The 23,463-nt window shown below is 70.3% G+C and carries 22 protein-coding genes; 17 read left to right on the top strand and 5 right to left on the bottom strand.

Annotated elements, in window-relative coordinates; genetic code table 11:
• Positions 1 to 2: 2 nt before the first annotated feature.
• The 3 genes from G5B31_RS18440 to map all read left to right on the top strand — a co-directional run bounded on the left by G5B31_RS18440 (position 3) and on the right by map (position 3,248).
• Positions 3 to 839: an ATP-binding protein gene (locus G5B31_RS18440; protein ID WP_165019686.1), complete on the top strand. Its 837-nt coding sequence runs from the start codon at positions 3 to 5 to the stop codon at positions 837 to 839.
• 64 nt (positions 840 to 903) lie between these two features.
• Positions 904 to 2,172: a hemolysin family protein gene (locus G5B31_RS18435; protein ID WP_165019685.1), complete on the top strand. Its 1,269-nt coding sequence runs from the start codon at positions 904 to 906 to the stop codon at positions 2,170 to 2,172.
• 329 nt (positions 2,173 to 2,501) lie between these two features.
• On the top strand, positions 2,502 to 3,248 hold the full coding sequence (map, locus tag G5B31_RS18430; RefSeq protein WP_165019684.1) for a type I methionyl aminopeptidase: 747 nt from the start codon (positions 2,502 to 2,504) through the stop codon (positions 3,246 to 3,248).
• Positions 3,249 to 3,279: 31 nt separating this feature from the next.
• On the opposite strand, the gene G5B31_RS18425 is transcribed toward map, so the two are convergent.
• From G5B31_RS18425 to surE, 3 genes are all read right to left on the bottom strand, one after another.
• Complete coding sequence (locus G5B31_RS18425) at positions 3,280 to 4,374, bottom strand: peptidoglycan DD-metalloendopeptidase family protein (protein WP_240904490.1); 1,095 nt, start codon at positions 4,372 to 4,374, stop codon at positions 3,280 to 3,282.
• 154 nt (positions 4,375 to 4,528) lie between these two features.
• The gene (locus G5B31_RS18420; RefSeq protein WP_165019682.1) at positions 4,529 to 5,191 is read right to left on the bottom strand and encodes a protein-L-isoaspartate(D-aspartate) O-methyltransferase; all 663 of its coding nucleotides are present in this window, start codon (positions 5,189 to 5,191) and stop codon (positions 4,529 to 4,531) included.
• Positions 5,192 to 5,212: 21 nt separating this feature from the next.
• Complete coding sequence (gene surE / locus G5B31_RS18415; protein WP_165019681.1) at positions 5,213 to 5,998, bottom strand: 5'/3'-nucleotidase SurE; 786 nt, start codon at positions 5,996 to 5,998, stop codon at positions 5,213 to 5,215.
• A gap of 198 nt (positions 5,999 to 6,196) precedes the next feature.
• On the opposite strand from surE, the gene G5B31_RS18410 reads away from it, so the two are divergent.
• Positions 6,197 to 6,571 (top strand): TetR/AcrR family transcriptional regulator, encoded by a 375-nt coding sequence (locus G5B31_RS18410; RefSeq protein WP_165019680.1) that lies wholly within the window; start codon positions 6,197 to 6,199, stop codon positions 6,569 to 6,571.
• Positions 6,572 to 6,601: 30 nt separating this feature from the next.
• Here G5B31_RS18410 and G5B31_RS18405 read toward each other — a convergent pair whose 3' ends face one another.
• Positions 6,602 to 7,411 carry a helix-turn-helix transcriptional regulator gene (locus G5B31_RS18405; RefSeq protein ID WP_165019679.1) on the bottom strand — a complete coding sequence of 270 codons (810 nt, stop codon included), beginning with the start codon at positions 7,409 to 7,411 and terminating at the stop codon, positions 6,602 to 6,604.
• 120 nt (positions 7,412 to 7,531) lie between these two features.
• On the opposite strand from G5B31_RS18405, the gene G5B31_RS18400 reads away from it, so the two are divergent.
• The 13 genes from G5B31_RS18400 to G5B31_RS18340 all read left to right on the top strand — a co-directional run bounded on the left by G5B31_RS18400 (position 7,532) and on the right by G5B31_RS18340 (position 22,898).
• The gene (locus G5B31_RS18400) at positions 7,532 to 9,511 is read left to right on the top strand and encodes a CocE/NonD family hydrolase (protein ID WP_165019678.1); all 1,980 of its coding nucleotides are present in this window, start codon (positions 7,532 to 7,534) and stop codon (positions 9,509 to 9,511) included.
• A 68-nt stretch (positions 9,512 to 9,579) separates the two neighbouring features.
• The gene (locus tag G5B31_RS18395) at positions 9,580 to 11,160 is read left to right on the top strand and encodes an ABC transporter substrate-binding protein (protein ID WP_165019677.1); all 1,581 of its coding nucleotides are present in this window, start codon (positions 9,580 to 9,582) and stop codon (positions 11,158 to 11,160) included.
• A gap of 9 nt (positions 11,161 to 11,169) precedes the next feature.
• On the top strand, positions 11,170 to 12,114 hold the full coding sequence (locus tag G5B31_RS18390) for an ABC transporter permease (RefSeq protein WP_165019676.1): 945 nt from the start codon (positions 11,170 to 11,172) through the stop codon (positions 12,112 to 12,114).
• Complete coding sequence (locus tag G5B31_RS18385; RefSeq protein WP_165019675.1) at positions 12,098 to 12,973, top strand: ABC transporter permease; 876 nt, start codon at positions 12,098 to 12,100, stop codon at positions 12,971 to 12,973. The genes G5B31_RS18390 and G5B31_RS18385 overlap by 17 nt, the downstream gene beginning before the upstream one ends.
• Positions 12,970 to 13,968 (top strand): ABC transporter ATP-binding protein, encoded by a 999-nt coding sequence (locus G5B31_RS18380; RefSeq protein ID WP_165019674.1) that lies wholly within the window; start codon positions 12,970 to 12,972, stop codon positions 13,966 to 13,968. Before G5B31_RS18385 ends, G5B31_RS18380 begins: the two co-directional genes overlap by 4 nt.
• Entirely contained in the window at positions 13,965 to 14,933 is a 969-nt protein-coding gene (locus tag G5B31_RS18375) for an ABC transporter ATP-binding protein (protein ID WP_165019673.1), read from the top strand. The genes G5B31_RS18380 and G5B31_RS18375 overlap by 4 nt, the downstream gene beginning before the upstream one ends.
• A complete protein-coding gene (locus G5B31_RS18370; RefSeq protein WP_165019672.1) occupies positions 14,930 to 17,194 on the top strand; it encodes a DPP IV N-terminal domain-containing protein in 2,265 nt (754 codons plus the stop codon). Before G5B31_RS18375 ends, G5B31_RS18370 begins: the two co-directional genes overlap by 4 nt.
• A 125-nt stretch (positions 17,195 to 17,319) precedes the next feature.
• Entirely contained in the window at positions 17,320 to 18,390 is a 1,071-nt protein-coding gene (locus tag G5B31_RS18365; RefSeq protein ID WP_165019671.1) for an alpha/beta fold hydrolase, read from the top strand.
• A 340-nt stretch (positions 18,391 to 18,730) separates the two neighbouring features.
• Positions 18,731 to 20,119: a nucleobase:cation symporter-2 family protein gene (locus G5B31_RS18360; RefSeq protein WP_165019670.1), complete on the top strand. Its 1,389-nt coding sequence runs from the start codon at positions 18,731 to 18,733 to the stop codon at positions 20,117 to 20,119.
• Positions 20,120 to 20,254: 135 nt separating this feature from the next.
• Positions 20,255 to 21,034, top strand: coding sequence for a hydroxyisourate hydrolase (uraH, locus tag G5B31_RS18355; protein WP_165019669.1), 780 nt, complete (start codon positions 20,255 to 20,257; stop codon positions 21,032 to 21,034).
• 12 nt (positions 21,035 to 21,046) lie between these two features.
• A complete protein-coding gene (argE, locus tag G5B31_RS18350; RefSeq protein ID WP_165019668.1) occupies positions 21,047 to 22,210 on the top strand; it encodes an acetylornithine deacetylase in 1,164 nt (387 codons plus the stop codon).
• 2 nt (positions 22,211 to 22,212) lie between these two features.
• Positions 22,213 to 22,560 (top strand): hydroxyisourate hydrolase, encoded by a 348-nt coding sequence (locus tag G5B31_RS18345; protein ID WP_165019667.1) that lies wholly within the window; start codon positions 22,213 to 22,215, stop codon positions 22,558 to 22,560.
• Positions 22,561 to 22,562: 2 nt separating this feature from the next.
• Positions 22,563 to 22,898 carry a hydroxyisourate hydrolase gene (locus G5B31_RS18340; protein WP_165019666.1) on the top strand — a complete coding sequence of 112 codons (336 nt, stop codon included), beginning with the start codon at positions 22,563 to 22,565 and terminating at the stop codon, positions 22,896 to 22,898.
• 5 nt (positions 22,899 to 22,903) lie between these two features.
• On the opposite strand, the gene G5B31_RS18335 is transcribed toward G5B31_RS18340, so the two are convergent.
• Positions 22,904 to 23,389 (bottom strand): nucleoside deaminase, encoded by a 486-nt coding sequence (locus G5B31_RS18335; RefSeq protein WP_165019665.1) that lies wholly within the window; start codon positions 23,387 to 23,389, stop codon positions 22,904 to 22,906.
• Positions 23,390 to 23,463: the final 74 nt, after the last annotated feature.

Genomic DNA, 23,463 nt, shown 5'->3' with positions numbered 1-23,463 from the left:
CCATGACGCTTGACCGCATCGCCGCCGCGCTGGAGCGGCTGGCCCCCGCGCCGATGCCGGCCCCCGATTTCGCGGCCGCCGAGGCCTTCGTCTGGCATACCGCGCCCGACCGGCTGGAGCCGGTGGCACGGGTCGCCCGGGTGGACCTGTCGCTGCTGGTCGGCGTGGACCGCTCGCGCGACACGCTTCTGGAGAACACCCGCCATTTCGCCGCCGGTCTGCCGGCGAACAACGCGCTGCTCTGGGGCGCGCGGGGGATGGGGAAATCCAGCCTGGTGAAGGCGATCCATGCCCAGGTGCGGGCCGAGGGGCACGACCTGAAGATCGTGGAACTTTCCCGCGAGGATCTGCCCACGGTGCAGCGCCTGCTCGGCCACCTGCGCGCCGCGCCCTGCCGCTTCATCCTGTTCTGCGACGACCTGTCGTTCAGCCACGACGACCAGCACTACAAGAGCCTCAAGGCGGTGCTGGACGGCGGCATCGAGGGGCGGCCGGAGAACGTGATCTTCTACGCCACCTCGAACCGCCGCCACCTGATGCCGCGCGACATGATCGAGAACGAACGCTCGACCGCCATCAACCCCTCGGAAGCGGTGGAGGAGAAGGTCTCGCTGTCGGACCGCTTCGGGCTGTGGCTGGGCTTCCATCCCTGCTCGCAGGACGAATACCTGGCGATGATCCGCGGCTATTGCGCCGCGCACGGGATCGAAGTGCCGGCGGACAGGTTGCAGGCCGAGGCGGTGGAATGGCAGGCGACGCGCGGGGCGCGCTCGGGCCGGGTGGCCTGGCAGTTCTTCTGCGACCTCGCCGCCCGCGAAGGCGTGAGGGTTGCGCCATGAAGGCGAAGACGCGAAGTCGAAGACGGGTGCCCCCGGTTGCGCAGGCGCCTCGGGGGGAAGTCCGATGATTGCCGAAGTCCTTGTCATCCTTGCGCTGATCGTGGTGAACGGCGTCCTGGCGATGTCGGAACTGGCCGTGGTCTCGGCCCGGCCGGCGCGGCTGAAGCCGCTGGAGGCGAAAAGCCGCGGCGCGCGGATGGCGCTGCGGCTGGCCGAGCATCCGGGGCGGTTCCTCTCCTCGGTGCAGATCGGCATCACCGCGGTCGGCATCCTCTCCGGCGCGCTGGCCGGCGACACCCTGGGCGAACGGCTGGAGGGCTGGCTGGCGGCGCAGGGCATGGATACGGTCTGGGCGGCGCGGCTGGGGGTCGGCGGGGTGGTGGTGGCGATCACCTATGTCAGCCTGATCGTCGGCGAGCTGGTGCCGAAGCAGCTGGCGCTGCGCAACCCCGAGGGGGTGGCGATCCGGGTGGCGCCGCTGATGACGCTGATCTCCATCGTCGCGGCGCCGGTGGTCTGGTTCCTCGACCGTTCCGGCAAGGTGCTTCTGTGGCTGCTCGGCCAGAGCGGCTCGGGGTCCAGCAAGGTGACCGAGGAGGAGGTGCATGTCCTTCTGGCCGAGGCGCATGAGGGCGGCGTGCTGGAGGACGAGGAGCGGGTGATGATGGCCGGGGTGATGCGGCTGTCCGACCGCTCGGCCCGGGCGCTGATGTCGCCGCGCAACGAGATCGAGATGCTGTCGCTGGAGGCCAGCAGCACCGAGGCCATCGCCGCGGTGCGCCGCATCGCCCGGCCGCGGATGCCGGTCGCCAATGCCGAGGGCGACGTGGTCGGCATCGTCACCCTGGCCGACGTGTTCCGCGCCGTCTCGCGCCGCGAGGCGGTGGACCTGAAGGCGCTGCTGCAGGACGTGCCCGTGGTCAGCGACCGGATGGAGGCGCTGGACGTGATCGAGGTGCTGCAGAAGTCCGAGCACCACATGGCGCTGGTCTACGACGAATGGGGCCATTTCGAGGGCATCATCACCACCGCCGACCTCCTGGAGGCGATCACCGGGGCGGAGGCTTCGGCCGAGGCCGACGAGCCCGCCATCGCCGAGCGGGCGGACGGCAGCCTTCTGGTGGCGGGCTGGATGCCGGCGGACGAATTCTGCGACCGCCTCGGCCTGCCGCGCGACCTGGCCGGAGACTACGACACCGTGGCCGGGCTGGTGCTGCACCAGCTGGGCCACATGCCGGCCCTGGGCGAGACCGTCACCGTCGAGGGCCATTGCTTCGAGGTGATCGACATGGACGGCTTGCGCATCGACAAGGTGCTGGTGGTGAAGCTGTAGGGCGGCCACTCCGCCGCTCCCCCCGCCTCCATGGCGAAGGCGCGTGCCTTCGCCACCGCGCAACGGCTCAACCGGGACCGGCCGGGCCCTCAAGGCCCGGCCAGCGCCCGCCCCGCCCTCGGCGGGCGCTTCTCGCCCACCGGGTCGGGCGCTGGCCTCGCGTGGTTTAGCGCTGCCACTGTTTCCGGTTGACATGCCGCGCACGGGCGGGGCGAGGCAGTGCCTCGCCTTTCCCCGCCCGAACCCGGCGGGAGGCCGCCGGTTTTTCCGGGACATCGCCCCGGGTTGCCGCTATGCCTGTCCCGGACCCCGCACAGGAACCCGCCCTGATGACCATCACCCATGAAGACGACCTCGCTGGGCTGAAAGGGATCGGCCGCATCGTCGCCAACACGATGCAGGCGATGGCGCAGGCGATGGAGCCCGGCATGACCACCGCCGAACTGGACGGCATCGGCCGGGCGCTGCTGGAGGCCGAGGGTGCCGTCCCGGCGCCGCAATCGACCTACGGCTTTCCTGGCGCCACCTGCATCTCGGTGAACGAGGAGATCGCCCATGGCATCCCCGGTCCCCGGGTGATCGCGGCGGGCGATCTGGTGAACATCGACGTCTCGGCCTCGAAGGGCGGCTATTTCGCCGACACCGGAGCGACCTTCCGGGTGCCGCCCGGGACCCCGGCGCTGGACCGGCTCTGCCGCGACGGCAAGCGCGCCATGCAAGTCGGCATCGCGCAGGTGCGCTCCGGCCGGCCGCTGTCGGGCATCGGCAATGCCATCGGCCGCTTCGCCGAAGCCCGCGGCTACACCCTGATCCGCAACCTCGCCAGCCATGGCGTGGGCCGGGCGCTGCACGAATATCCCGGGGAGATCGCCACCTGGCCCACAAGCGACCGCCGCCGCATCAACCGCGGCCTGGTCCTGACGGTGGAGCCGTTCCTCTCCACCGGCGGCCGGTGGGCGGAGGAGGGCAGGGACGGCTGGACGCTCTACAGCCGCCCCGCCGCGCCGGTGGTGCAATACGAACATACCGTGGTCGCCACCGACCGCGGCGCCATCGTGGTCACGCTGCCGGGATAGGCGTTCCGGTTTTCGCCGAAAAACCGGGCGCTTACTGCAGGAAGCTCATCGGGTCCAGACTGTCGACGCCCTTCCGCACCTCGAAATGCAGGAAGGACGGATCGGCGGCGCGGACGGCGCCGATGGTCTGGCCGCGGCTCACCTTGTCGCCCTTCTTCACCTTCAGCCCGTCGATCCCGGCATAGACCGTCAGCAGGTTGTCGGCATGGCGGATCACCACGATTGTCACCTGGTCGGTGTCCTTGGTCACTGCCGCCACCGTGCCGGCCTCGGCCGCCTTCACCGCGGTGCCGGCGGCGGCGGAGATGTCGATGCCCTGGTTCTTCTTCTTGTCGTAGGCGCGGATGATCTTGCCCGAGACCGGCATCGCCAGCCGGGTCGCCTTCGACCCGGCGCCCAGGTCGGGCGAGGGCGGGGTCTCCTTCGGCTTCTCGGCCGCGGGCTGGGTCTTCTCGTCCGGCAGCGGCTTCGAGGCCGAGGGCGGCGGCGGCGTCGGGCTGCCGGCGCCGGGGGCGGTCGGCTGCGGCTCGGGGTTGGGCGCGGGTGCGGTGGCGACCGGAATGATCAGTGTCTGCCCCTCGCGGATCGCCATGTCGGCGCCGAGTCCGTTCCAGTCCGCCAGCGCCTTGGCCGAGACGTTGTAGGCCCGGGCGATGGTGAAGGCGGTCTCGCCGCGGGCGACCTTGTGGCGGATCGGCTCTTTCCCGCCGCCGGGCAGCTTCGCCGCCGGGGCAGGGGTGCCGGCGCTGTCCAGCGCGGTGGTGGCGATGGCGGTGATGTCGACCGGGCCGGTTCCGGTGCCTGCCCCCGCGACCGGCTGCGGCGCGGCGGAGACCCGTTGCGGCAGCAGCAGCATCTCGCCCTCGCGCAGCGGATCGGTCGGGCGCAGGGCGTTGGTGCGGGCCAGATCCTCGGCGTTCAGGCCGAGCCGGGCGGCCATCGCCGCCACGGTCTCGCCCCGCCGCGCCTGCGCCAGCTGGTAGCCGGGGTAGGAGAGGATGCCGTTCGCATCCGGCACCGGCTTCGACGCCGTGGCCTGCCGCGCCTCTTCCGATGTGTTGCCGGGGCCGCCGCGCAGGTCCCAGTCGAAGGCGATGGGATCGTCCGAGCAGGCGGCCAGCGCCATCAGGCTGCCGCCGAGCGCCAGCCCGGTCAGGATGCGCCGGGTGCCCGCGAAGGACGGGGGGGTGGATCGGGGGGAAATCGTCATGCTGTCGCCGCCTCTTGCCGTCGTCTCTTGCCGCCGGTGTCCGGGTTGGCCCCGGATCACGGGGGAAAGACTACTCGTTCCCCAGCCCTTCGACCAGAGGCACGAAGCGCACCTGCCGAAGTTCTTCGTAATCGAAGCCCTTTTCGCCGCGCGTGACCTTGATCAGGTGCTGCACCGCATCGGACTGGCCGACGGGAAGCACCATGATGCCGCCGGGCTTCAGCTGCTGCAACAGCGGGCCGGGCGGGTCCTCCGCCGCCGCCGTGACGATGATGCGGTCGAAGGGGGCTTGGTCGGGCAGGCCGTGCGATCCGTCGGCCGTCATCGCCGTCACGTTCACCAGCCCGAGCTGGCGGAAGATGTCCTGCGCCTCGCGCACCAGCCGCCGCCAGCGGTCCACCGTGTAGACCCGCCTCGCCAGCTGCGCCAGGATCGCCGCCTGGTAGCCGGAGCCGGTGCCGACCTCCAGCACGGTGTCGCGCGGGCCGACGTTCAGCGCCTGGGTCATCAGCCCCACCACCGAGGGCTGGCTGATGGTCTGGCCGCAGGCGATCGGCAGCGGCATGTCCTCGTAGGCGCGGGCGGCGAAGATGCCGCGAACGAAAAGGCCGCGGTCCACCTTCTCCATCGCCGTCAGCACCCGGGCATCGGTCACCCCGCGCGAGCGCAGCGCGAAGAGGAAGCGCATCTTGCGCTCGGCGAGGTCTTCGGGGTCGTCCGGGTGGTCCGTCATGCGCCCCTCCTCCCGTCCGCCTCAGCCCAGCCGTGCCGCCAGGTCGGACAGCAGGTCGTGCGCCGTCAGGTCGGCCCGCATCGGCGTGACCGAGATATGCCCCTCCAGGTTCACCGCGGCATCGGTGCCCGGCTCGGTCGGGCGGTGCTGCGGCCCGCCCTGGATCCAGAGGAAGCGCTTGCCCGAGGGCGAGAGATGCGGCTCGGTCGAGAAGGCGGTGTCGCGGCGGAAGCCCTGCGCCGCCACCTTGATGCCCTTGGTCGCCGCGGCGCCGACGGGGGGGAAGTTGACGTTGTAGAAGATGCGGTAGTCGTCGCCGGTCCAGATGCCCTTGTCGAGGAGCGCCTTGACCACCGCGGCACCATGGGTCCGCGCGCATTGGAACGGGTCGTCCAGCGCCTCGGTCTCCGGCCCCATGAACTGCGACAGGGCGATGGCGGGCACGCCTTGCAGCGCCGCCTCCATCGCGCCGCCGATGGTGCCGGAGTAAAGCACGTTCTCGGCCGAGTTGTTGCCGCGGTTGACGCCGGACAGCACCAGGTCGGGCTTGGCCCCTTGCAGCACGTCGTAGATCGCCGCCAGCACGCAATCGGCCGGGCTGCCCTCGGCGGCGAAGCGGCGCGGGTCCAGCCGGGCGATCAGCATCGGATGGGTGTAGCTGATGCAATGGCCGACGCCCGACTGCTCGAAGGCGGGGGCGACGGTCCAGACCTCGCCCTGCGGGCCGGCGATGGCGGTGGCGATCTGGGTCAGCACGTCCAGGCCGGGGGCGTTGATGCCGTCGTCGTTGGTGATGAGAATGCGCAATCTGTCCCCCGCGGCGCGCGCCGCCGGAAGGGCCGGGGCGCGTGGTCCGGTCCTGATTAGACGGTCCCGCGCGGTGCTTCAAGCGCTTCGCCCCTTCCTGCCGGCGTATGGACCGGACGGGCGGATGGACCCTGCGGCGGTTCAGCCCTGGTTAACCGATCCCGCGCTAGGGTCGGGCCGAGGATGCAGGGGGCGGCGATGCGGATGCTGCGGCAACTGGGGCGCGAGGACTGGCTGCTGGCCGGGCTTCAGGCGCTGGCGCAGGAGGGCGAGGCCGGCCTGCGGGTCGAGGCGGTGGCGCGCCGGCTGGGGGTGACCAAGGGGTCGTTCTACTGGCATTTCCGCGACCGGGCCGGCTGGCGGCAGGCGGTGCTGGACTGGTGGGAACACCGCGCCTTCGCCGACCTGGCGAAAGGCGCCTCCGGGCCCGCTGCGGCCGGCGCGCCGGAGCCGCGGGCGGTGGAGCGGGCGGTCCGGCTTTGGGCGCGAACGGACCTGGCCGCGGCGCAATGCCTGTCGCGGGTGCTGCGGGAGCGGGCGAGGGCGGTTGCGGCCGGGCGGGCAGAGGGGTGAAGCGGGAGCCCCGGCCGGGGCCGCGCGCCGTCAGAGATGCCCGGCGACATAGGGCGCCGGTCCCTGCGCGAACTGGTTGCGCACGATCGGGTCCAGCGCGCGGCTGTCGGGCGCGTAGAGCCCGCATTGCGCGACCGCTTCCTGCAGCGACTGGTTGGGCCGCAGCCGGCGCAGGATCAGATGCGAGGCGAAGGGGCTGCGGTGCGGATGCCAGCCGATGCCGAAGGCCATGCCGGTGATGTAGTTGGCGGAATGGCGATGGGCGGGAAACAGGATCGTCTGGGCGAAGCTGTCGGTGACGCCGCGGGAATATTCCATCAGGAAGATCCGGTCGCCCCGCAGCACCGCCTGCCCGTCGAAGCGCGACCGGGTGACGGTGCCGTAGATCGGGTCGCGCACCCGGCCCAGGTAGCGGGTCAGGATCCGCCGCTCCCTCTCGTAGATCTGCAGCACGCTGACCTGGATCTGCCCCGGCCAGGACGGTGTCAGGAAGTGATACTGGTAGGTGCCGCAATAGTTGCGCAGCAGCGGCAGCTCTCCCGGCTGGCTGCGCAGCGCCTGCGCGAAGGGGGAGAGGTCGGCCAGGCTGTCGCGGTCGATGGGCCGGCTGCCGGAGACCGGCGGGCCGGCAAGAAGCTGCGCCTCGTCCAGCGAGAAATAGGCGCAGATCCGGCGCAGGTTGTGAGCCGAGGGCATCGCCGCGCCGGTCAGGTAGCGCTCGAACTGCTGGCGGTTGATGCCGATGTCGCGGCAGATCGCCGAGACCGAGGGCTGCGTCGCGCAGAGCCGGCGCAGGTTGCCGGAGAAATATTCGGAACTGGCGGCGGCTCGGCGGGCCAATTTGCGCTCTTTTGCGTGGGCTGGCATAAAGGCGCTGAAAGTCGCATAAACCCGTTCAATTGGCAAGCCGCCGCTGCCGGCCGATGATGCCTCCGAAGATACCTTGGAGGCGCAGCGAAGATGGCGGACGAGCTTGTCGAGATCCCGCATATGGGCATTCCTATGTCCGACGGGATTTGCCTGTCGGCCCGCGTCTGGATGCCGAAGGGGGCGGAGCTGACGCCGCTGCCGGCGATCCTGGAATACATCCCCTACCGCAAGCGCGACGGAACCGCGGTGCGCGACCAGCTCAGCCATCCCTGGATGGCCCGGCAGGGCTATGTCTGCGTCCGGGTCGACCAGCGCGGCAACGGCGAGTCGGAAGGGCTGTTCGACGACGAATATTCGCCGCAGGAGATGAAGGACGCGCTGGAGGTCATCGCCTGGCTGGCGGCGCAGCCCTGGTGTTCGGGCAAGGTGGGGATGATGGGCATCTCCTGGGGCGGCTTCAACGGCCTGCAGGCGGCAGCCAACGGGGCGCCGGCGCTGAAGGCGGTGATCTCGCTCTGCTCGACCGTGGACCGCTATGCCGACGACATCCATTTCAAGGGCGGCTGCCTGATGGGCGAGAGCATCGCCTGGGCGGCGACGGCGGCCTCGTGGTTCTCGCCGCCGCCGGACCCGGCGCTGGTCGGCGACCGCTGGCGGGCGATCTGGCTGGAGCGGCTGGAAAAGGCGCCGTTCCTGGCCCGGACTTGGCACGAACATCCGCTGCGCGACGGCTACTGGAAGCACGGCTCGGTCTGCGAGGATTACGATGCGATCCGCGCCGCGGTCTTCGTCCTCGGCGGCTGGCACGACGGCTATCGCAACACGCCCTCGCATCTGGCCGCCAACCTGAAGGCGCCGGTGCGGGCGCTGGTCGGGCCCTGGAACCACAAGTATCCGCACATGGCGGTGCCCGGGCCGAGGATCGGCTTCCTGCAGGAGGCGCTGCGCTGGTGGGACCATTGGCTGAAGGGCATCGACAACGGCGTTGAGCGCGAACCGGCCTATACCGCCTGGCTGATGGACAGCGTGAAGCCCGCGACCAGCTTCGCGCACCGCCCCGGCCGCTGGATCGCCGAGGCCGAATGGCCCTCGCCCCGCATCGGCACCCGGCGGCTGCATCTCGGCTTCGGCAGGCTGGGCGAGGCGCCGGAAGCCTTCACCCAGCAGGCGGTGCCCTCGACGGCAGTGGGCCTCTGCGCGGGGGAATATTTCCCCTTCGGCTTCGGCCCGGGGGAACTGCCGGACGACCAGCGGGCGGACGACGCGCTGTCGGCCTGTTTCGATTCCGCGCCGGTGGCGGAGACCACCGACATCGTCGGTGCGCCGCGGGTGGTATTGCGGATCGCGGCGGACCGGCCGCGGGCGCAGATCGCCGTCCGCCTGAACGACCTGCGCCCCGACGGCACCTCGGCCCTGATCACCATGGGCGTGCTGAACCTGCGCCACCGCACCTCGCACGAGGCAGCGGAGCCCTTGGTGCCGGGGCAGGTCTACGAGGTGGCGCTCGACCTCGACCAGATCGCCTATCGCCTGCCCGCCGGCCATCGCCTGCGGATCGCGGTGTCGACCAGCTACTGGCCCTTCCTCTGGCCCGAGCCCGAGCCGGTGACGGCAACGATCAGCGGCGGCCATCTGGACCTGCCGGTGCGGCCGACGGCCGGGGGCGACGAGGTGGCGTTCCCCGAGCCGGCGGGCGCGCCGCCGCTGCCGCTGAAGGCACAGGGCGAGGGGCAGGAGAGCAAGCGGATCGAGACCGACATGACAACCGGCGAGACCCGGATCGTCATTTCCGGCACGGTGCCGCCGACCGAGAACCTCGACCACGGGCTGGTCACCGGCAGCCGGCTGGAGGAGATCTGGTCGATCCGCCGCGACGATCCGGCCAGCGCCCGGGTCGACATCACCTGGGACCGCAGCTGCGGCCGCGGCGACTGGCAGACCCGGACCCGCGTCGTCACCAGCATGTGGGGCGATGCCGAGTCCTGGCACATCGTCCAGCACATCGACGCCTGGGAGGGGGAGCGCCCGGTCTTCCACCGCAGCCATCAGGACAGCGTCGCCCGGGGATGACCGGGCGGCGGAAGCACCGAAACCACAAGATGCGCCAAGCCGCACAACCAACAGGATAGGAGAGACCGATGACCAAGACCGCCACGATGTCCAGCTTCACCCGCCGGGGCCTGCTCGGCGCCGGCCTTGCCGCGGGGGCGGCGGGACTGGCCCTGCGCGGCCTGCCCGCGCTGGCCGAGGTCTCGGCCGAGGGCGGCACCCTGCGGGCCCGGCTCTATGCCGACATCTCGAACCTCGACCCGGCCTACTGGACCTCGGCCTCCGACGCGCTGGTGATGGAGACGCTCTATGCCTATGCGATGGAGTTCGAGGCCGGCACCGGCGCGTTCGATGTCCGGCCGCTGGCGCTGAAAAGCGTGACGGTGCGCGACGATACCCATATCGACTTCGAGCTGAACGCCGGCATCCTCTATTCCGGCGACTACGGCGAGATGACCGCCGAGGACGCCAAGTTCTCGTGGGAGCGGATCGCCGATCCGGCCAACGATTCGCCCTATGCCGCCGACTGGGCGCAGCTGGACCATGTCGAGGTGACCGGCACCCATACCGGCACCATCGTGCTGAAGAAGCCCTTCGCGCCGCTGTTCACCTCGACCCTGCCGGCGACCAGCGGCATCATCCTGCCGCGCGCCGCCATCGAGGCCGCGGGGGGCAGGTTCACCACCTCGCCGCCGGTCACCTCGGGGCCCTACCGCATCCGCGACTGGCAGCCGCGCACCCGGCTGGTGCTGGAGCGCAACCCGGACTTCAAGCTGTTCGAGGTCGATTTCGAGACCATCGAGCTGCTGCCGATCGAAGACCCGAAGACGGCCGAGCTGGGCTTCGAGGCCGGGGACCTGGACCACGCGCAGACCTCGATCTCGTCGATCCCGCGCTATGCCGCATCCGCCCCGCGCGGCGCCACCTTCGAGGAGTTCACCGCGCTCAACTACTACTGGATGGGCATGAACGAGGCCAACGAGGCCCTGGCCGACCAGCGGGTGCGGCGGGCGATCCAGCACGGCATCTCGCGCGAGGCGGTGGTCGAGGCCGCCTATCTGGGCGCGGCGCAGCCCGCGGCGGGGATCATCGCGCCGGGCCTGATCGGCAACCGGGCCGAGAACACCTACAACTACGACCCCGACGCCGCCCGCGCCCTGCTGGCCGAGGCGGGGGTCGCCGACCTGCAGGTCTCGCTGGCGATCCAGCAGACGGCCGAGGATCTGGCGGCGGCGCAGATCATCCAGGCGATGCTGGCCGACATCGGCGTCACAGTCCGCATCGACCAGCACGAAAGCGGCAGCTTCTGGAGCCTCGGCGTCGAGGCCGACGGCGACAGCTGGAAGGACCTGCAACTGTTCCTGTTCAGCTTCGCCATGCAGCCCGACCCCAGCTGGGCCACGATGTGGTTCACCGGCGACCAGGTCGGCGTCTGGAACTGGCAGCGCTTCAGCAATGCCGAGTTCGACCAGCTGAACGCCGATGCCGTGGTCGAGATGGACCCGGAGAAGCGCCACGCGATGTATGTCAGGATGCAGGAGCTGCTGGAGGAATCCGGCGACGTGGTCTACCTGACCTACGAGCCGGTCGGCACCCTGACCGGGGCGGGCATCGCCTCGGCGATGCGCCCGGACGGCTGGCCGATCCTCGCCCGCTTCAAGCGCGGCTGACCTGCCGGGATGCTCAGCTATATCGCCAGGCGTGTGACCCTTGCGATCATCGTGATCCTCACGGTGATCGCGGCGATGTTCGTGATGATGCACGCCGTGCCCGGCGATGCGGTCCGCACCGCGCTGGGCCCGCGCGCCAGCGAAGCGATGGTCGAGGCCTATCGCGCCAGGCTGGGCCTCGACCAGCCGGTCTGGGTGCAGATCCTGCGCTATTTCGGAGCCATCCTGCGCGGCGACCTGGGGCAGGACGCCATCTCGGGCACGCCGGTGCTGCAGGTCATCCTGTCGCAGCTGCCCGACACGCTTTACCTGATCGCGGGGGCGATGCTGGTGGCGGTGATCCCGGGCATCCATCTGGGCGTGGTCTCGGCCACCCACCGCGGCAGCCTGTTCGACCGCGTCACCTCGGTGCTGTCGGTCTCGGTCATGGCGGTGCCCTCTTTCGTCATCGCCATCTACCTGCTCTTGATCTTCTCGATCCGGCTGGGCTGGTTCCCGGCCATCGGTTCCGGCGACGGCCTCGCCGACAAGCTGCACCGGCTGGTGCTGCCCTCCATCGCGCTGGGCCTGGCCTGGATCGGCTATCTGGCGCGCATCCTGCGGGCCTCGATGCTGGAGGTGATGGCGGAGAACCATGTGCGCACCGCGCGCGCCTTCGGCATATCGCAGCGGCGGATCATGTATGACTACGTGCTGCGCATCGCCATCCTGCCCACCATCACCGTGCTGGGGATGGGCATCGGCCAGATGATCTCGGGCGCGGTCTTCGCCGAGATCGTCTTCGGCCGGCCCGGCGTCGGCAAGCTGGTCTACGATGCCATCGCCAACCGCAATTATCCCATCGTCACCGGGACGGTGCTGCTGACGACCGGCTTCTTCGTGCTGGTCAGCCTGCTGGCCGACCTGCTGATCGCCTTTCTCGACCCGAGGGTGCGCAATGTCATCAGCCGCTGAACCCAGCCCGCCGTCGCGCCGCAGGCGGCCGCAGGGCGCGCTGTCCCGGCTGGTCTCGGACCCGCTGGGGCTGGCCGGGCTGGCGCTGATCGTGCTGACCGTCGGCGCGGCGCTGCTGGCGGATTTCGCGCCCTTCGAGCCGTCGAAGCTGAGCCCGGCCAACCGCTTCATGGCGCCCTCGGGCCTGCACTGGCTGGGCACCGACAACCTGGGCCGCGACCTGTTCAGCCGCGTCCTGCACGGGGCCCGCATCGCGCTGGCGATCTCGATCGGGGCCACGGCGCTGTCGCTGGCGGTGGGGCTGGTGCTGGGGATCGTCGCCGGCTTCGGGCCGCGCTGGCTGGATTCGCTGCTGCTTCTGGTCATGGACGCGATGAACAGCATCCCCACGGTGATGCTGGCGCTGCTGCTGATCACCTATACCGGCCCCAGCCTCTGGGCGGTGGTGCTGGTCGTGGTGCTGGTCAACGGCCCCGGCTATGCCCGGATCGCCCGCACCCATGTGCTGGCCCTGCGCAGCGCCGAGTTCATCGAAGCCGAGCGGGCGCTCGGCGCGCGGTTCCCGCGCATCGTCTTCTTCCACATCCTGCCGAACATCCTCGGCCCGCTGCTGATCCTGGCGGCGATGGACATTCCCATCGTCGTCGGCATCGAGGCGGGGCTCAGCTTCCTCGGCATGGGGGTGCGGCCGCCGACGCCGTCCTGGGGCACCATCCTCTTCGACGGCTTCTCCTATATCCGCGACAGCGTCTGGATGGTGGTGGCGGGCGGGCTGCCCATCGTGGTCACCGCGCTCGGCTTCACCTTCCTGGGCGAGGCGCTGCGCGACACCTTCGATCCGAAGCTGGCGAAACGATGACCCGATCCCGCGACCCCGTGCTCAGCGTCGAGGGGCTGAGCCTGTCCTACGACACGCCGAACGGCGAGTTGCTGGCGCTGCGCGACGTGAACCTGACCATCGGCCCGGGCGAGATCGTCGGCCTGGTCGGCGAAAGCGGCTCGGGCAAGTCCAGCCTGATGCAGGCGATCCTGCAGCTGATGCCGGCGGCGGCGCGGGTGACCGGCGGGCGCATCCTGTTCGAGGGCCGCGACCTTGTGCAGCTTGGCCCGCACGGCATGTCGGGCCTGCTGGGGGACCGCATCTCGGTGGTGTTCCAGGACCCGATGACCTCGCTCAACCCGGTGCTGACCATCGGCCGGCAGATGATCGACATCCAGCACCGCCGCCCGGAAAGCCGCGCCGCCAAGCGCCGGCGGGCGGTCGAGATGCTGCGCCGCGTCCGCATTCCCGACGTGGAAAGCCGGATCGACCGCTATCCGCACGAATTCTCGGGCGGGATGCGCCAGCGCATCGCCATCGCCATGGCGCTGATGGCCGAGCCCGCCCTGTTGGTGGCGGACGAGCCGACCACGGCGCTGGACGCCACGCTGGAGATCGCCACCATCAAGCTGTTGCGCGAGTTGCAGCAGGAGATCGGCTGCGCGATCCTGTTCATCACCCACCACCTGGGCGTGGTGGCGGAACTCTGCGACCGCATCGACATCATGTATGCGGGCGAACTGGTCGAAAGCGGGCCCGTGATGCCGGTGTTCCGCGACCCGCGGCATCCCTATACCCAGCTGCTCTTCGCCTGCGACCCGGCGCAGATCCGCGAGGCGACGCGGCACCTGCCCGCCATCGGCGGCGGCCTTCCCGACCTGATCGACCTGCCGCAGGGCTGCATCTTCGCGCCCCGCTGCCCGCGTGCCGACCAGACCTGCCGCCGGCTGCATCCGGCCGACCGCCCCGCCGGCCGGTCCGAACTCGTGCGCTGCCACTACCCGGACGCCCCCCGGCTGGAGGTGGCGCGATGACGGCGCTGCTTCAGGTCCGCGGCCTGACGGTGGCCTTCCGCACCGGCGGCCTTGCCGCGCGGCTGATGGGCCGGCCCGACCGGCTGGAGGTGGTGGCGGGGGTCGATTTCGACCTCGCCCCCGGCGAGACCATGGCGCTGGTCGGCGAAAGCGGCTCGGGCAAGACCACGCTGGCGCGGGCGGTGGCGGGCCTCGGCGGCGAGGTCGGCGGCGAGATAGGCTTCGCCGGCAAGAAGCTGGACCTGCGGCGCGACGGCCACCGGCTGCGCCGCGAGATCGCCTTCATCTTCCAGGACGCCATCAGCTCGCTCAGCCCGCGCTTCACCGTCCGCAGCCTGATCCGCGAGCCGTTCCGCATCCACGGCCTGCCGTGCCCGGAAGGCGAGGTGGAGCGCCTGCTGAAGCTGGTCGGCCTGTCGCCCGAGATCGCCGACCGCCACCCGCATCAGCTGTCGGGCGGCCAGGCCCGGCGGGTGGGGGTGGCGCGGGCGCTGACGCTGAAACCCCGGCTGGTCATTGCCGACGAGCCGACGGCGGGGCTGGACGTCTCGGTGCAGAGCGAGGTGCTGAACCTGCTGAACGCGCTGCGCGAGGAGCTGGGGCTGTCGCTGCTGATCATCACCCACAACCTGAACGTGGTGCGCCATGTCGCCGACCGGATGGCGATCATGTATCTCGGCCGGTTCGTCGAGACCGGCGCCACCGCCCGCATCTTCGCCGGGCCGCGCCATCCCTATACCGTGGCGCTGCTGTCGGCCAATCCGATCATCGACCCCGAGGCGCGCCGCGCCCGGATCGACCTGGAGGGCGAGGTGCCGAGCCTGGCCCGCCGCCCGCAGGGCTGCGAATTCCACGGCCGCTGCCCCTTCGTGCAGGAGGATTGCCGCCTGCGGGCGCCGGATCTCCGCGTCGAGGCGGACCGCGGCTTCACCTGCCATCATCCGTTGCGAGGCGAATGGACATGACCGACCTTTTACTGAAACCCTCGGTCGAGGACCGTCTGCCCTCGGCCTTTCCCGGCGCCTGCCGCAACCTGACCGTGGCGCCGCATTGGCTGGACGACGGCCGGTTCTGGTATTGCCGCGACGGCGAGGCAGGGCCGGAATACGTGCTGGTCGAGGCCGCGACGGGCCGGAAGGCTGCGGCCTTCGACCCCGTGGCGCTGCGGGCGGCGCTGCGCGACGACGAGGCTTTCGCCGCGCTGGAGATCACCGCCGCGGACGGGCAAGGCGTTGGGCTGGCCCATGGCCGCCGGCGCTGGCGCTGGCATTCCGCCGAAGGACGGCTGGAGGACCTGCCCGGCCGTCCCCATGCCGATGACGAAAGCCTGTCGCCCGACGGGCAATGGGTGCTGTTCCGCCGCGATGGCGACCTCTGGCTGCGGCCGGCGGCGGGCGGGGCGGAGCGGCGGCTGACCGCAACGGCGGAGCCGCATTTCGAATGGGCGAAATCGCCCGACCAGAGCCTGGAGACGATCCTGATCGCCCGCCGCGGCCTTAGGCTGCCGCCCATTGCGCTCTGGTCGCCGGATTCGCGGCGGATCTTCACCTATCAGCTGGACGAACGTGCGGTCCGCCGCGTGCCCATCGTCCAGAACGTGCCCGAGGACGGCGGCTTCGCGCCCCGGCTCTACGAGATGCGCAACGCCTTCACCGGCGACGAGCATCTGCCGATGGCCCATCAGACGGTGATCGAGATCGCTTCCGGCCGGATCATCCCCTGCGGCCCGACCCATGTGACCGAGACCTCGGGCCTGGAAAAGCGCGAGGCCTGGTGGAGCGCCGACAGCCGCCGGGTGTTCTGGCTGGACCACGACCGCTTCGAGCGCGCGGTCACCCTGGTCGAGACCGATGCCGCCACCGGCACGGCGCGGCGGGTGATCGCCGAGGAGGCCGAGACCTTCGTCGACGTGAACATGGCCTATGGCGCGATGCCGAACATCCGGGTGCTGGACCGTTCGGAGGAACTGGTCTGGTTCTCGCAGCGCGACGGTTTCGCCCATCTCTACCTCTGCGACCTGGCGACGGGGGCGGTGAAGGCGCAGATCACCACGGGCGACTGGCCGGTGGTGGAACTGCTGGGGGTGGACGAAGCGGCGCGGCAGGCGGTCTTCCTGGCCGGCAGCGGCGAGACCTCGGCCGATCCCTACCAGCGCCGGGTCTGCGTGGCGGCGCTGGACGGCGGCGGGATGCGGGTGCTGACGCCCGGGGCCGGGGATCACGCCCCGGTCCTGCGCGACCTCGGCTGGGCCGAGATCCTGGAGACCAACGGCGCCAACGGCCCGCTGCCCTCGGGCCTGTCGCCGGGGGGCGGCCATGTCGTCGTCACCACCGCCGATGCCGGCGGGCCGGGGCGAAGCTGGCTGTGCCGGGTGGCCGACGGCGCCCGCGTGGCCGATCTGGAGCAGGGAAGCTGCGCCCTGCCGCTGGTCTGGCCCGAGCGGGTGGAGCTTCTGGCCGCCGATGGAAGGACGCGGCTGTTCGGGATGCTGTGGAAGCCGCGGGACTTCGACCCGGCGCGGACATATCCGCTGCTGGACATGGTCTATCCCGGGCCGCAATGCATCCAGTCGCCGCGCACCGCCCTGCCGCATGACGAGGTGACCAAGATCGCCTGGGCGCAGGCCGCGGCCGAGATGGGCATGGCGGTGCTGATGATGGACGGGCGCGGCACGCCCTATCGCTCGCGCGCCTTCCATGAACTGTGCCACGGCAACCTGGCCGATCCCGGCTTTCTCAGCGACCATGTCGCCGCCTTCCCGCAGCTGGCGGCGACGCGGCCCTGGCTCGATCTGTCGCGGATCGGCATCATGGGCCATTCCGCCGGCGGACATGCCGCCGCCCGCGGCGTCCTGGCCTGGCCCGAGGTCTACAAGGTCGCGGTCTCGACCGCGGGCAGCCACGAGCCGCGCAGCTACAACCGCTGCTGGCCCGAGAAATGGCAGGGGGAGCTGATCCGCCATCCCGACGGCAGCACCAGCTACGACAGCGCGGCCAATGCGCCGCTGGCGGGGCGGTTGCAGGGACACCTGCTGCTCGGCCACGGCGACATGGACGAGAATGTCCTGCCCTCGACCACGCTGCAGCTGGCCAAGGCGCTGGAGCGGGCGGGCAAGTCCTTCGACCTGCTGCTGACCGCCAACGACGACCATGCCAGCTTCAAGCGCAACCCCTGGGTGATGCGGCGCATCCTGTCCTGGCTGGCGGACAGGATGGGCTGCCGGTAGGACGCGCTGCGCGGAAATGCCGCCGCCGCCGCGGGCCGGGCGACAAACGGCTTGAACCCCGCCCGCGCCGGCTTCAACCTGAGGATGTGCCGGGCGGCGGGCCCGGGCGGAACAGGGAGAGAGACATGTCCGATATCCTCCGGCGGGGGCTGCCCCCGCTTCTTGCGGTCGTGGCCGGCGCGGGCCTCGGCACTCTGGCGATGGCCGAGACCGATCCCGCCAGCCTGGAGCTTCAGACCCGGTTCGATCCGATCGGCGCCGAAGTGCACGCGACCAAGCACGGCGAGCGGGCGGTCTATTTCATCGATGAAGGCCCGCGCGACGGCCGCGTCACCGTCTTCATCGGCGGGCAGGGCACCAGCCTAGAAGCCTTCCAGCTGACCGAATTCGCCCGCTCCACACGCGAGACCCTAAGGCTGCGGATGATCTCGGTGGAACGGAACGGCTTCGGCGAATCGCCCTTCGACCCGGCGCTCGGCTATCAGGACTATGCCGCCGAGGTGCTGGCGGTGCTGGATGCGCGCGGGGTGGACAGGTTCTCGATCATCGCCATATCGGGCGGCGGCGCCTATGCCGCGCATCTGGCCCAGGCGGCCGGAGAGCGGCTGGTCTCGCTGCATCTGGCGGTGGCGTCGTCGCGCAGCCTGCCGAACCGGACCGAGCCGAACTGCACCCGCACCCCCGAGGAGGCGCTAGAGACCTATGGCGCCTATACCCGCAGCCCCAGGGACTGGTGGGGCGTGCCCGGCTCTCCGGTGCTGGTGATCCCGGGCTGGCAGGCGCGGGCCTATGCCGATGCGACGCGCTCTTTCTACGTCGCCGGACAGATGGGCGATCCGGCGGCGCTGGCGCATGAATACCTGCTGCCCTGCGGCGACAGGGCCATCGCCGATGTCAGCGGCGTGACGGCGCCGGTCTATCTTTACTACGGCGAGGCCGACACCTCGGTTCCGGTCGACCACATGAAGGAATGGCAGGCGGCGGTGCAGAACGTGGCCAAGGCCACGGTCTACCCGGGCGAGGGCCATACCGCGCAATACCGGCACTGGGACCAGATCCTCGTCGATCTGGCCGGGCTGGGGGACCATACCGTCGTCTGCCAGGACGGGCGCAGCCGGCTGGTCCCGAATGCCGAGGTCGCAGCGGATGCCTTCCTGGGCATCTGCGCCTGGAAGGATGCGCAGTTGCCGGAGTAGCCGGCCGGCGAGTCACGGCGGGGGCTGCGGCCCCTGCATGTCGCGCAATGAAGAAGGAACGGACGGCGCTTCCCGCCGTCCGGCCCCCGGTTGCTTCCAGGCCCGAACGATCCCGCGCGATCCGCAGGCAAGTGCGGCCGGGGAAGGGGGAGCCTTCAACCTTTAATCTGCATCAGGAATTTTCCCCACGCAGGTCCTCAGCGCCGACGCCCGACCGTGATCGGCCGCCCCGAAATTTTTCGTATACAAAACCATATATATATGTCCACAATCCATCCGAGATTTGGCGACATGTCCACCGCTGCCTTCCCGGCCGTGGCGGTCAAACAGGGAGGAAGAGATGAACCAACATTCCGGGACGCACCCGGTCGACCAGGTGCCGCCGCCGCGCGAGCTGTTCATATACGGCCTGCAGCACGTGCTGATCATGTATGCCGGCGCCATCGCGGTGCCGATCATCATCGGCGGGGTGCTGAAGCTGCCGAAGGACCAGCTGGCGCTGCTGATCAGCTGCGATCTCTTCGCCTGCGGGGTGGTGTCGATCATCCAGTCGGCGGGCTTCTGGAAGCTCGGCGTCCGGCTGCCGGTGATGATGGGCGTCACCTTCGCGGCGGTGCCCTCGATGGTGGTGCTGGCCGGCAATCCCGAGATGGGGGCGCCGGGGCTGTTCGGTGCGATCATCGGCGCCGGCATCGCCAGCATGCTGCTGGCGCCGGTGGTCGGGCGCTTCGTCCGCTTCTTCCCGCCGATCGTGACCGGCACGGTGATCACCGTCACCGGCCTGACCATCATGCGCGTCGGGCTGAACTGGGCGGCGGGGGGCAATCCCACCATCACCCAGGTGGTGGACGGCGTGCCGACCACGGTGACCAACCCGGCCTATGGCGCGCCCGAGAACCTGCTCTTCGCGCTGCTGGTGCTGATCGTCATCCTGCTGATGGCCCGGTTCACCAAGGGCTTCTGGGCCAATATCTCGGTGCTGGTCGGCCTTGTCGTCGGCTTCCTGGTGGCGCTGGCGATGGGGCGGGTCGATTTCTCCGGCCTGGCCGAGGCGCCCTGGATCGAGCCGGTGCGGCCGCTGGCCTTCGGGATGCCGACCTTCGACTTCTGGGCCATCGCCTCGCTGTCCATCGTCATGGTCATCGTCATGGTCGAAACCATCGGGATGCTGCTGGCGGTGGGCGAAATGGTGGGGCGCCGCCCCGACTCCAAGGCCATCACCCGCGGCCTGATGGTCGACGGTTTCGGCACCATGTTCGGCGGCATCTTCAACACCTTCCCCTATGTCTCCTTCTCGCAGAACGTCGGGCTGGTCGGCGTCACCGGGGTGCGCAGCCGCTGGATCTGCGTGGCGGCGGGGGCGATCCTGATCGCGCTGGCGCTGTTTCCCAAGCTGGCGGTGATCGCGGCCTCGATCCCGATCTACGTTCTGGGCGGGGCGGGGATCGTGATGTTCGGCATGGTCTGCGCCACCGGGATCAAGATCCTGGCGGCGGTGGATTTCTCGGCGCGGCACAACCTCTTCATCGTCGCCATCGCCGTCGGCGTCGGGATGATCCCGCTGGTCGCGCCGACCTTCTTCACCTACATGCCCGCGGCCCTGTCGCCGCTGACCCACAGCGGCATCGCCATGTCGGCCATCGCCGCCGTGCTGCTGAACGCCTATTTCAACGGCGGCACGCAGCACCAGGCCGGGGCCGAGGCGGCCGCCGGGCGGCCCGCGGAGTGACGCCCTGAACGGGGTTCGCCCCTGCGGAGCCCCCTGGACGGGGCTCCGCACCCCTGTTGCGCAGCGCCGGAAGATAGTGTGCACAATATGATATTAAATTGTGGACATTCCGACTCCCCACGATAGTATCTCGCCATGAACAACCTGTCCGACACGCCCCGCGACCTGCACGCCGAAGACGCCTGCGTCACCACGCATGTGCTCGATCTGGAAAAGGGGGTGCCGCTGGCGGGGATGGAGGTCTCGATCTCCCGGCTGTCGCCCGGCGGGGAGGAGCCGCTGATGCGGGCGGTCACCAACGGCAACGGCCGGCTGGCGGCGCCGCTGCTGACCACCGCCGCCGCGCAGGCCGGCACCCATGTCATCGCCTTCGACACCGCCAACGGCTTCTTCGGCCGGATCCGGGTGGAGTTCGACATCGCCGATCCGGCGCGCCACCACCATGTGCCGCTGATCCTGTCGCCCTTCGGCTTCAGCACCTACCGCGGCGCGCCGCCCCACCGCCCGCCCGCCGCCGCGCCGCCGCCGCGGGAAGGGGCCGGGCCCGGCGCCGGCGTCGCCTCCGGCGCGCCGCCCGGCTCGCTGGGGCCGGGGCTGACGGTCCATGTCATCGACATGGCGCGCGGCACCGGCGCCGGCGGCATGGCGCTTGACCTCACTTGTCCTTCGTCTGCGACGGGCAGCTTCGTCACCAATGCCGAAGGGAGGACCGCCGACTGGCTGGTCGGGCCGGGCGGGCTGGAGCCGGGCGGTTACGAGATCCGCTTCGACCTGGCCGGCTATTTCGCGGCCCTCGGCACCCGGTCCTTCTTCACCCGCGCCCATGTCGGCTTCCGCGTCACCGACGCGAGCCGGCATCACCACATCCCCCTTCTTGTCGCGCCGGCCGGATATTCCTGCTACCGCGGCTCCTGACACGAGGCTGCCATGACCGACGCCCTGTTCTCGATCCCGATGATCGACCGTTTCATCGGCTTCGATACCGTAAGCCGGAACTCCAACCTGCCGCTGATCCACTGGGTCCGGGACTATCTGGCGGGCCTGGGCATCGACTCGGTGCTGACCCATGACGAGACCGGGCAGAAGGCCAACCTCTTCGCCACCATCGGCCCGGCCGACCGGCCGGGGATCATCCTTTCCGGCCATACCGACGTCGTGCCCTGCGAGGATCAGGTCTGGACCAGCGATCCCTTCCGGCTGTCCCGGCTGAACGACCGGGTGGTCGGCCGCGGGGTCTGCGACATGAAGGGGTTCCTGGCCATCGCCACCGCCTTCGCGCCGATCTTCGCCGCGCGCGAACTGAAGACGCCGATCCACCTGGCGATGTCCTTCGACGAGGAGGTCGGCTGCCTCGGCGTGCCGCTGCTGATCGGGGACCTGAAGGCGCGGGGGCTGGCGCCGCTGGCCTGCATCGTCGGCGAGCCGTCGAAGATGGGCCTGATCCGCGCCCACAAGGGCAAGATCGGCGGCCATGTCACCGTGACCGGCCATGCCGCCCATTCCGGCGTCGCCCATCTGGGCGCCAACGCGGTCGAGGCGGCGGGGGAGGCCATCGCCTGCCTCAAGAGGATCCAGCGCCGGCTGCGCGACGAGGGGCCCTACCGGGACGAATTCGACGATCCCAAGTATACCACCATCCAGACCTGCATGGTCCATGGCGGCACCGCGGTGAACATCGTCGCCGCGCAATGCAGCTTCGATTTCGACATCCGCTACCTGCCGAGCGAGGACCCGCATGATTATGTGAACGAATGCCGCGACTTCGTGGCCCGCCATGTCGAGCCGGAGATGAAGGCGGTGAACCCCGACTGCGGCTTCAAATGGGAGTTCGTGCCCGGTTGCGCGGCGCTGAACACCGCCGAGGACGACCCGGTGATGGAGATGGCCCGGGCGCTGTCGGGCGAGACCACCGCCGCCTGCGTCGGCTTCGGCACCGAGGCCGGGCATTTCCAGGAGGCGGGCATCCCCACCTTCATCTGCGGGCCGGGCAACATCGACCAGGCCCACAAGCCCGACGAATTCCTGACCCACGACCAGATCGCCCGCTGCGAGGCCTTCCTCTGGCGGCTGGCCGACCGGGTTACGGCCTGACCATGGCCGGGGGGCTGTCCGTCCATGCCGTGGACCTGACGCGGGGTGAGGTCGCCATCGGGCTGGCGCTGGAGCTGCGCGACGGCGCGGGCAGGCTGCTGGCCGCGGGGCGCATCGCCTCCGGCGGCCAGGCCGATTGCGCCGAGGCGTTGGCGCAGCCGCTGGTCCCGGGCCGCCACAGCCTGCGCTTCAAGGTCGCCGACTATTTCCGCCGGCGCGGCGACGACCTGCCGGAGGTGCCCTTCCTCGACGTGGTGCGCTTCGATTTCGAGGCCGGGCCGCCCGATTTCCACATCCATCTGCCCTTCAAGTTCTCGCCCTGGGGCTATTCGCTGTTCCGGGGCAACTGACCATGGGCGCGATCTCGGTCCATGCCGTCGACATCGCCGCGGGCCTTCCGGCCGCGGGGCTGCGGGTCGATCTGGTCCATCACGCGGCGGAGGGGCCGGTCTGGCTGCTGCAGGGCGGGCTGACCGATGCCGCGGGCATGATCGGGGTGCCGAACGAGGCCCGCGGGCGGTTCGAGGCAGTCTTCCATCTGGGCGACTATCAGCGCGCGGCGGGCCGGGACGGCCCGCTGTTCCAGGAGGTGCTGGTCTTCGCCTTCGGGATCGACGATCCCGGCCGTCACCACCACCTGCCGCTGAAGTTCACCCCCTTCGGCCAGTCGCTGTTCCTGACCCATTAACGGGGTCAGTCCCAGAACCCCTCGTGCCCCTTCATGATCTCGGCCTCCAGCTCGGGGAAGGGGCCGCGCACCTGCACCTTGCGGCGGCCGGCGTCGAAGACGGTCCGGCAGGGCAGGTCCATGGTCAGGTTCTCGGGGTGGTCGCCGGTCAGGATGCCCAGCCGGCGTTCGGTCATGCCGAAGACCACCGCGCCGATGCCGGCCCAATAGGCCGACCCCGCGCACATGCAGCAGGGCTCGACCGAGGTGTAGAGCGTGCAGCCCTCCAGGAATTCGGGCGCGTATTTCTTCGCCGCCGCCCGGGCCAGGTTGGTCTCGGCATGGCCGGGTCCGCCGTCGGTGGGGAAGGCGTTCTCGGATTCCAGCAGCACCTTGCCGTCCGGCCCGACCAGGATCGACCCGAAGGGATGCGCGCCGTTGGCCCGCGCCCGTGCCGCCACGCGGATGGTTTCGCGCAGGAAGCCGAGGTCCTGTTCGCTTTGTGTGGGCATGTGATCCTTCCTCCTCTGCCGGGGCGATTTTTGTAGACAATTGCAAACAGTATTGCGAACAATATGACGGCAAG

The organism is Rhodobacter sp. SGA-6-6, from assembly GCF_011043545.1.
Taxonomy (GTDB): domain Bacteria; phylum Pseudomonadota; class Alphaproteobacteria; order Rhodobacterales; family Rhodobacteraceae; genus Pseudogemmobacter.
The sequence above is the reverse complement of the archived record's forward strand: the minus strand, read 5'-3'. Positions and strand labels throughout refer to the sequence as shown.

What these genes read in the sequence shown, in the direction of transcription:
- G5B31_RS18340 (WP_165019666.1), top strand. Translation starts at nt 22,563, where the DNA reads ATGGGCGCGATCTCGGTCCATGCCGTCGACATCGCCGCGGGCCTTCCG.
- G5B31_RS18390 (WP_165019676.1), top strand. Translation starts at nt 11,170, where the DNA reads ATGCTCAGCTATATCGCCAGGCGTGTGACCCTTGCGATCATCGTGATC.
- G5B31_RS18335 (WP_165019665.1), bottom strand. Translation starts at nt 23,389, where the DNA reads ATGCCCACACAAAGCGAACAGGACCTCGGCTTCCTGCGCGAAACCATC.
- map (WP_165019684.1), top strand. Translation starts at nt 2,502, where the DNA reads ATGACCATCACCCATGAAGACGACCTCGCTGGGCTGAAAGGGATCGGC.
- G5B31_RS18425 (WP_240904490.1), bottom strand. Translation starts at nt 4,374, where the DNA reads ATGGCGCTGGCCGCCTGCTCGGACGATCCCATCGCCTTCGACTGGGAC.
- uraH (WP_165019669.1), top strand. Translation starts at nt 20,255, where the DNA reads ATGAACAACCTGTCCGACACGCCCCGCGACCTGCACGCCGAAGACGCC.
- G5B31_RS18370 (WP_165019672.1), top strand. Translation starts at nt 14,930, where the DNA reads ATGACCGACCTTTTACTGAAACCCTCGGTCGAGGACCGTCTGCCCTCG.
- G5B31_RS18420 (WP_165019682.1), bottom strand. Translation starts at nt 5,191, where the DNA reads ATGACGGACCACCCGGACGACCCCGAAGACCTCGCCGAGCGCAAGATG.
- G5B31_RS18400 (WP_165019678.1), top strand. Translation starts at nt 7,532, where the DNA reads ATGGCGGACGAGCTTGTCGAGATCCCGCATATGGGCATTCCTATGTCC.
- G5B31_RS18375 (WP_165019673.1), top strand. Translation starts at nt 13,965, where the DNA reads ATGACGGCGCTGCTTCAGGTCCGCGGCCTGACGGTGGCCTTCCGCACC.
- argE (WP_165019668.1), top strand. Translation starts at nt 21,047, where the DNA reads ATGACCGACGCCCTGTTCTCGATCCCGATGATCGACCGTTTCATCGGC.
- G5B31_RS18360 (WP_165019670.1), top strand. Translation starts at nt 18,731, where the DNA reads ATGAACCAACATTCCGGGACGCACCCGGTCGACCAGGTGCCGCCGCCG.
- G5B31_RS18365 (WP_165019671.1), top strand. Translation starts at nt 17,320, where the DNA reads ATGTCCGATATCCTCCGGCGGGGGCTGCCCCCGCTTCTTGCGGTCGTG.
- G5B31_RS18385 (WP_165019675.1), top strand. Translation starts at nt 12,098, where the DNA reads ATGTCATCAGCCGCTGAACCCAGCCCGCCGTCGCGCCGCAGGCGGCCG.
- G5B31_RS18345 (WP_165019667.1), top strand. Translation starts at nt 22,213, where the DNA reads ATGGCCGGGGGGCTGTCCGTCCATGCCGTGGACCTGACGCGGGGTGAG.
- G5B31_RS18410 (WP_165019680.1), top strand. Translation starts at nt 6,197, where the DNA reads ATGCGGATGCTGCGGCAACTGGGGCGCGAGGACTGGCTGCTGGCCGGG.
- G5B31_RS18440 (WP_165019686.1), top strand. Translation starts at nt 3, where the DNA reads ATGACGCTTGACCGCATCGCCGCCGCGCTGGAGCGGCTGGCCCCCGCG.
- G5B31_RS18380 (WP_165019674.1), top strand. Translation starts at nt 12,970, where the DNA reads ATGACCCGATCCCGCGACCCCGTGCTCAGCGTCGAGGGGCTGAGCCTG.
- G5B31_RS18435 (WP_165019685.1), top strand. Translation starts at nt 904, where the DNA reads ATGATTGCCGAAGTCCTTGTCATCCTTGCGCTGATCGTGGTGAACGGC.
- G5B31_RS18395 (WP_165019677.1), top strand. Translation starts at nt 9,580, where the DNA reads ATGACCAAGACCGCCACGATGTCCAGCTTCACCCGCCGGGGCCTGCTC.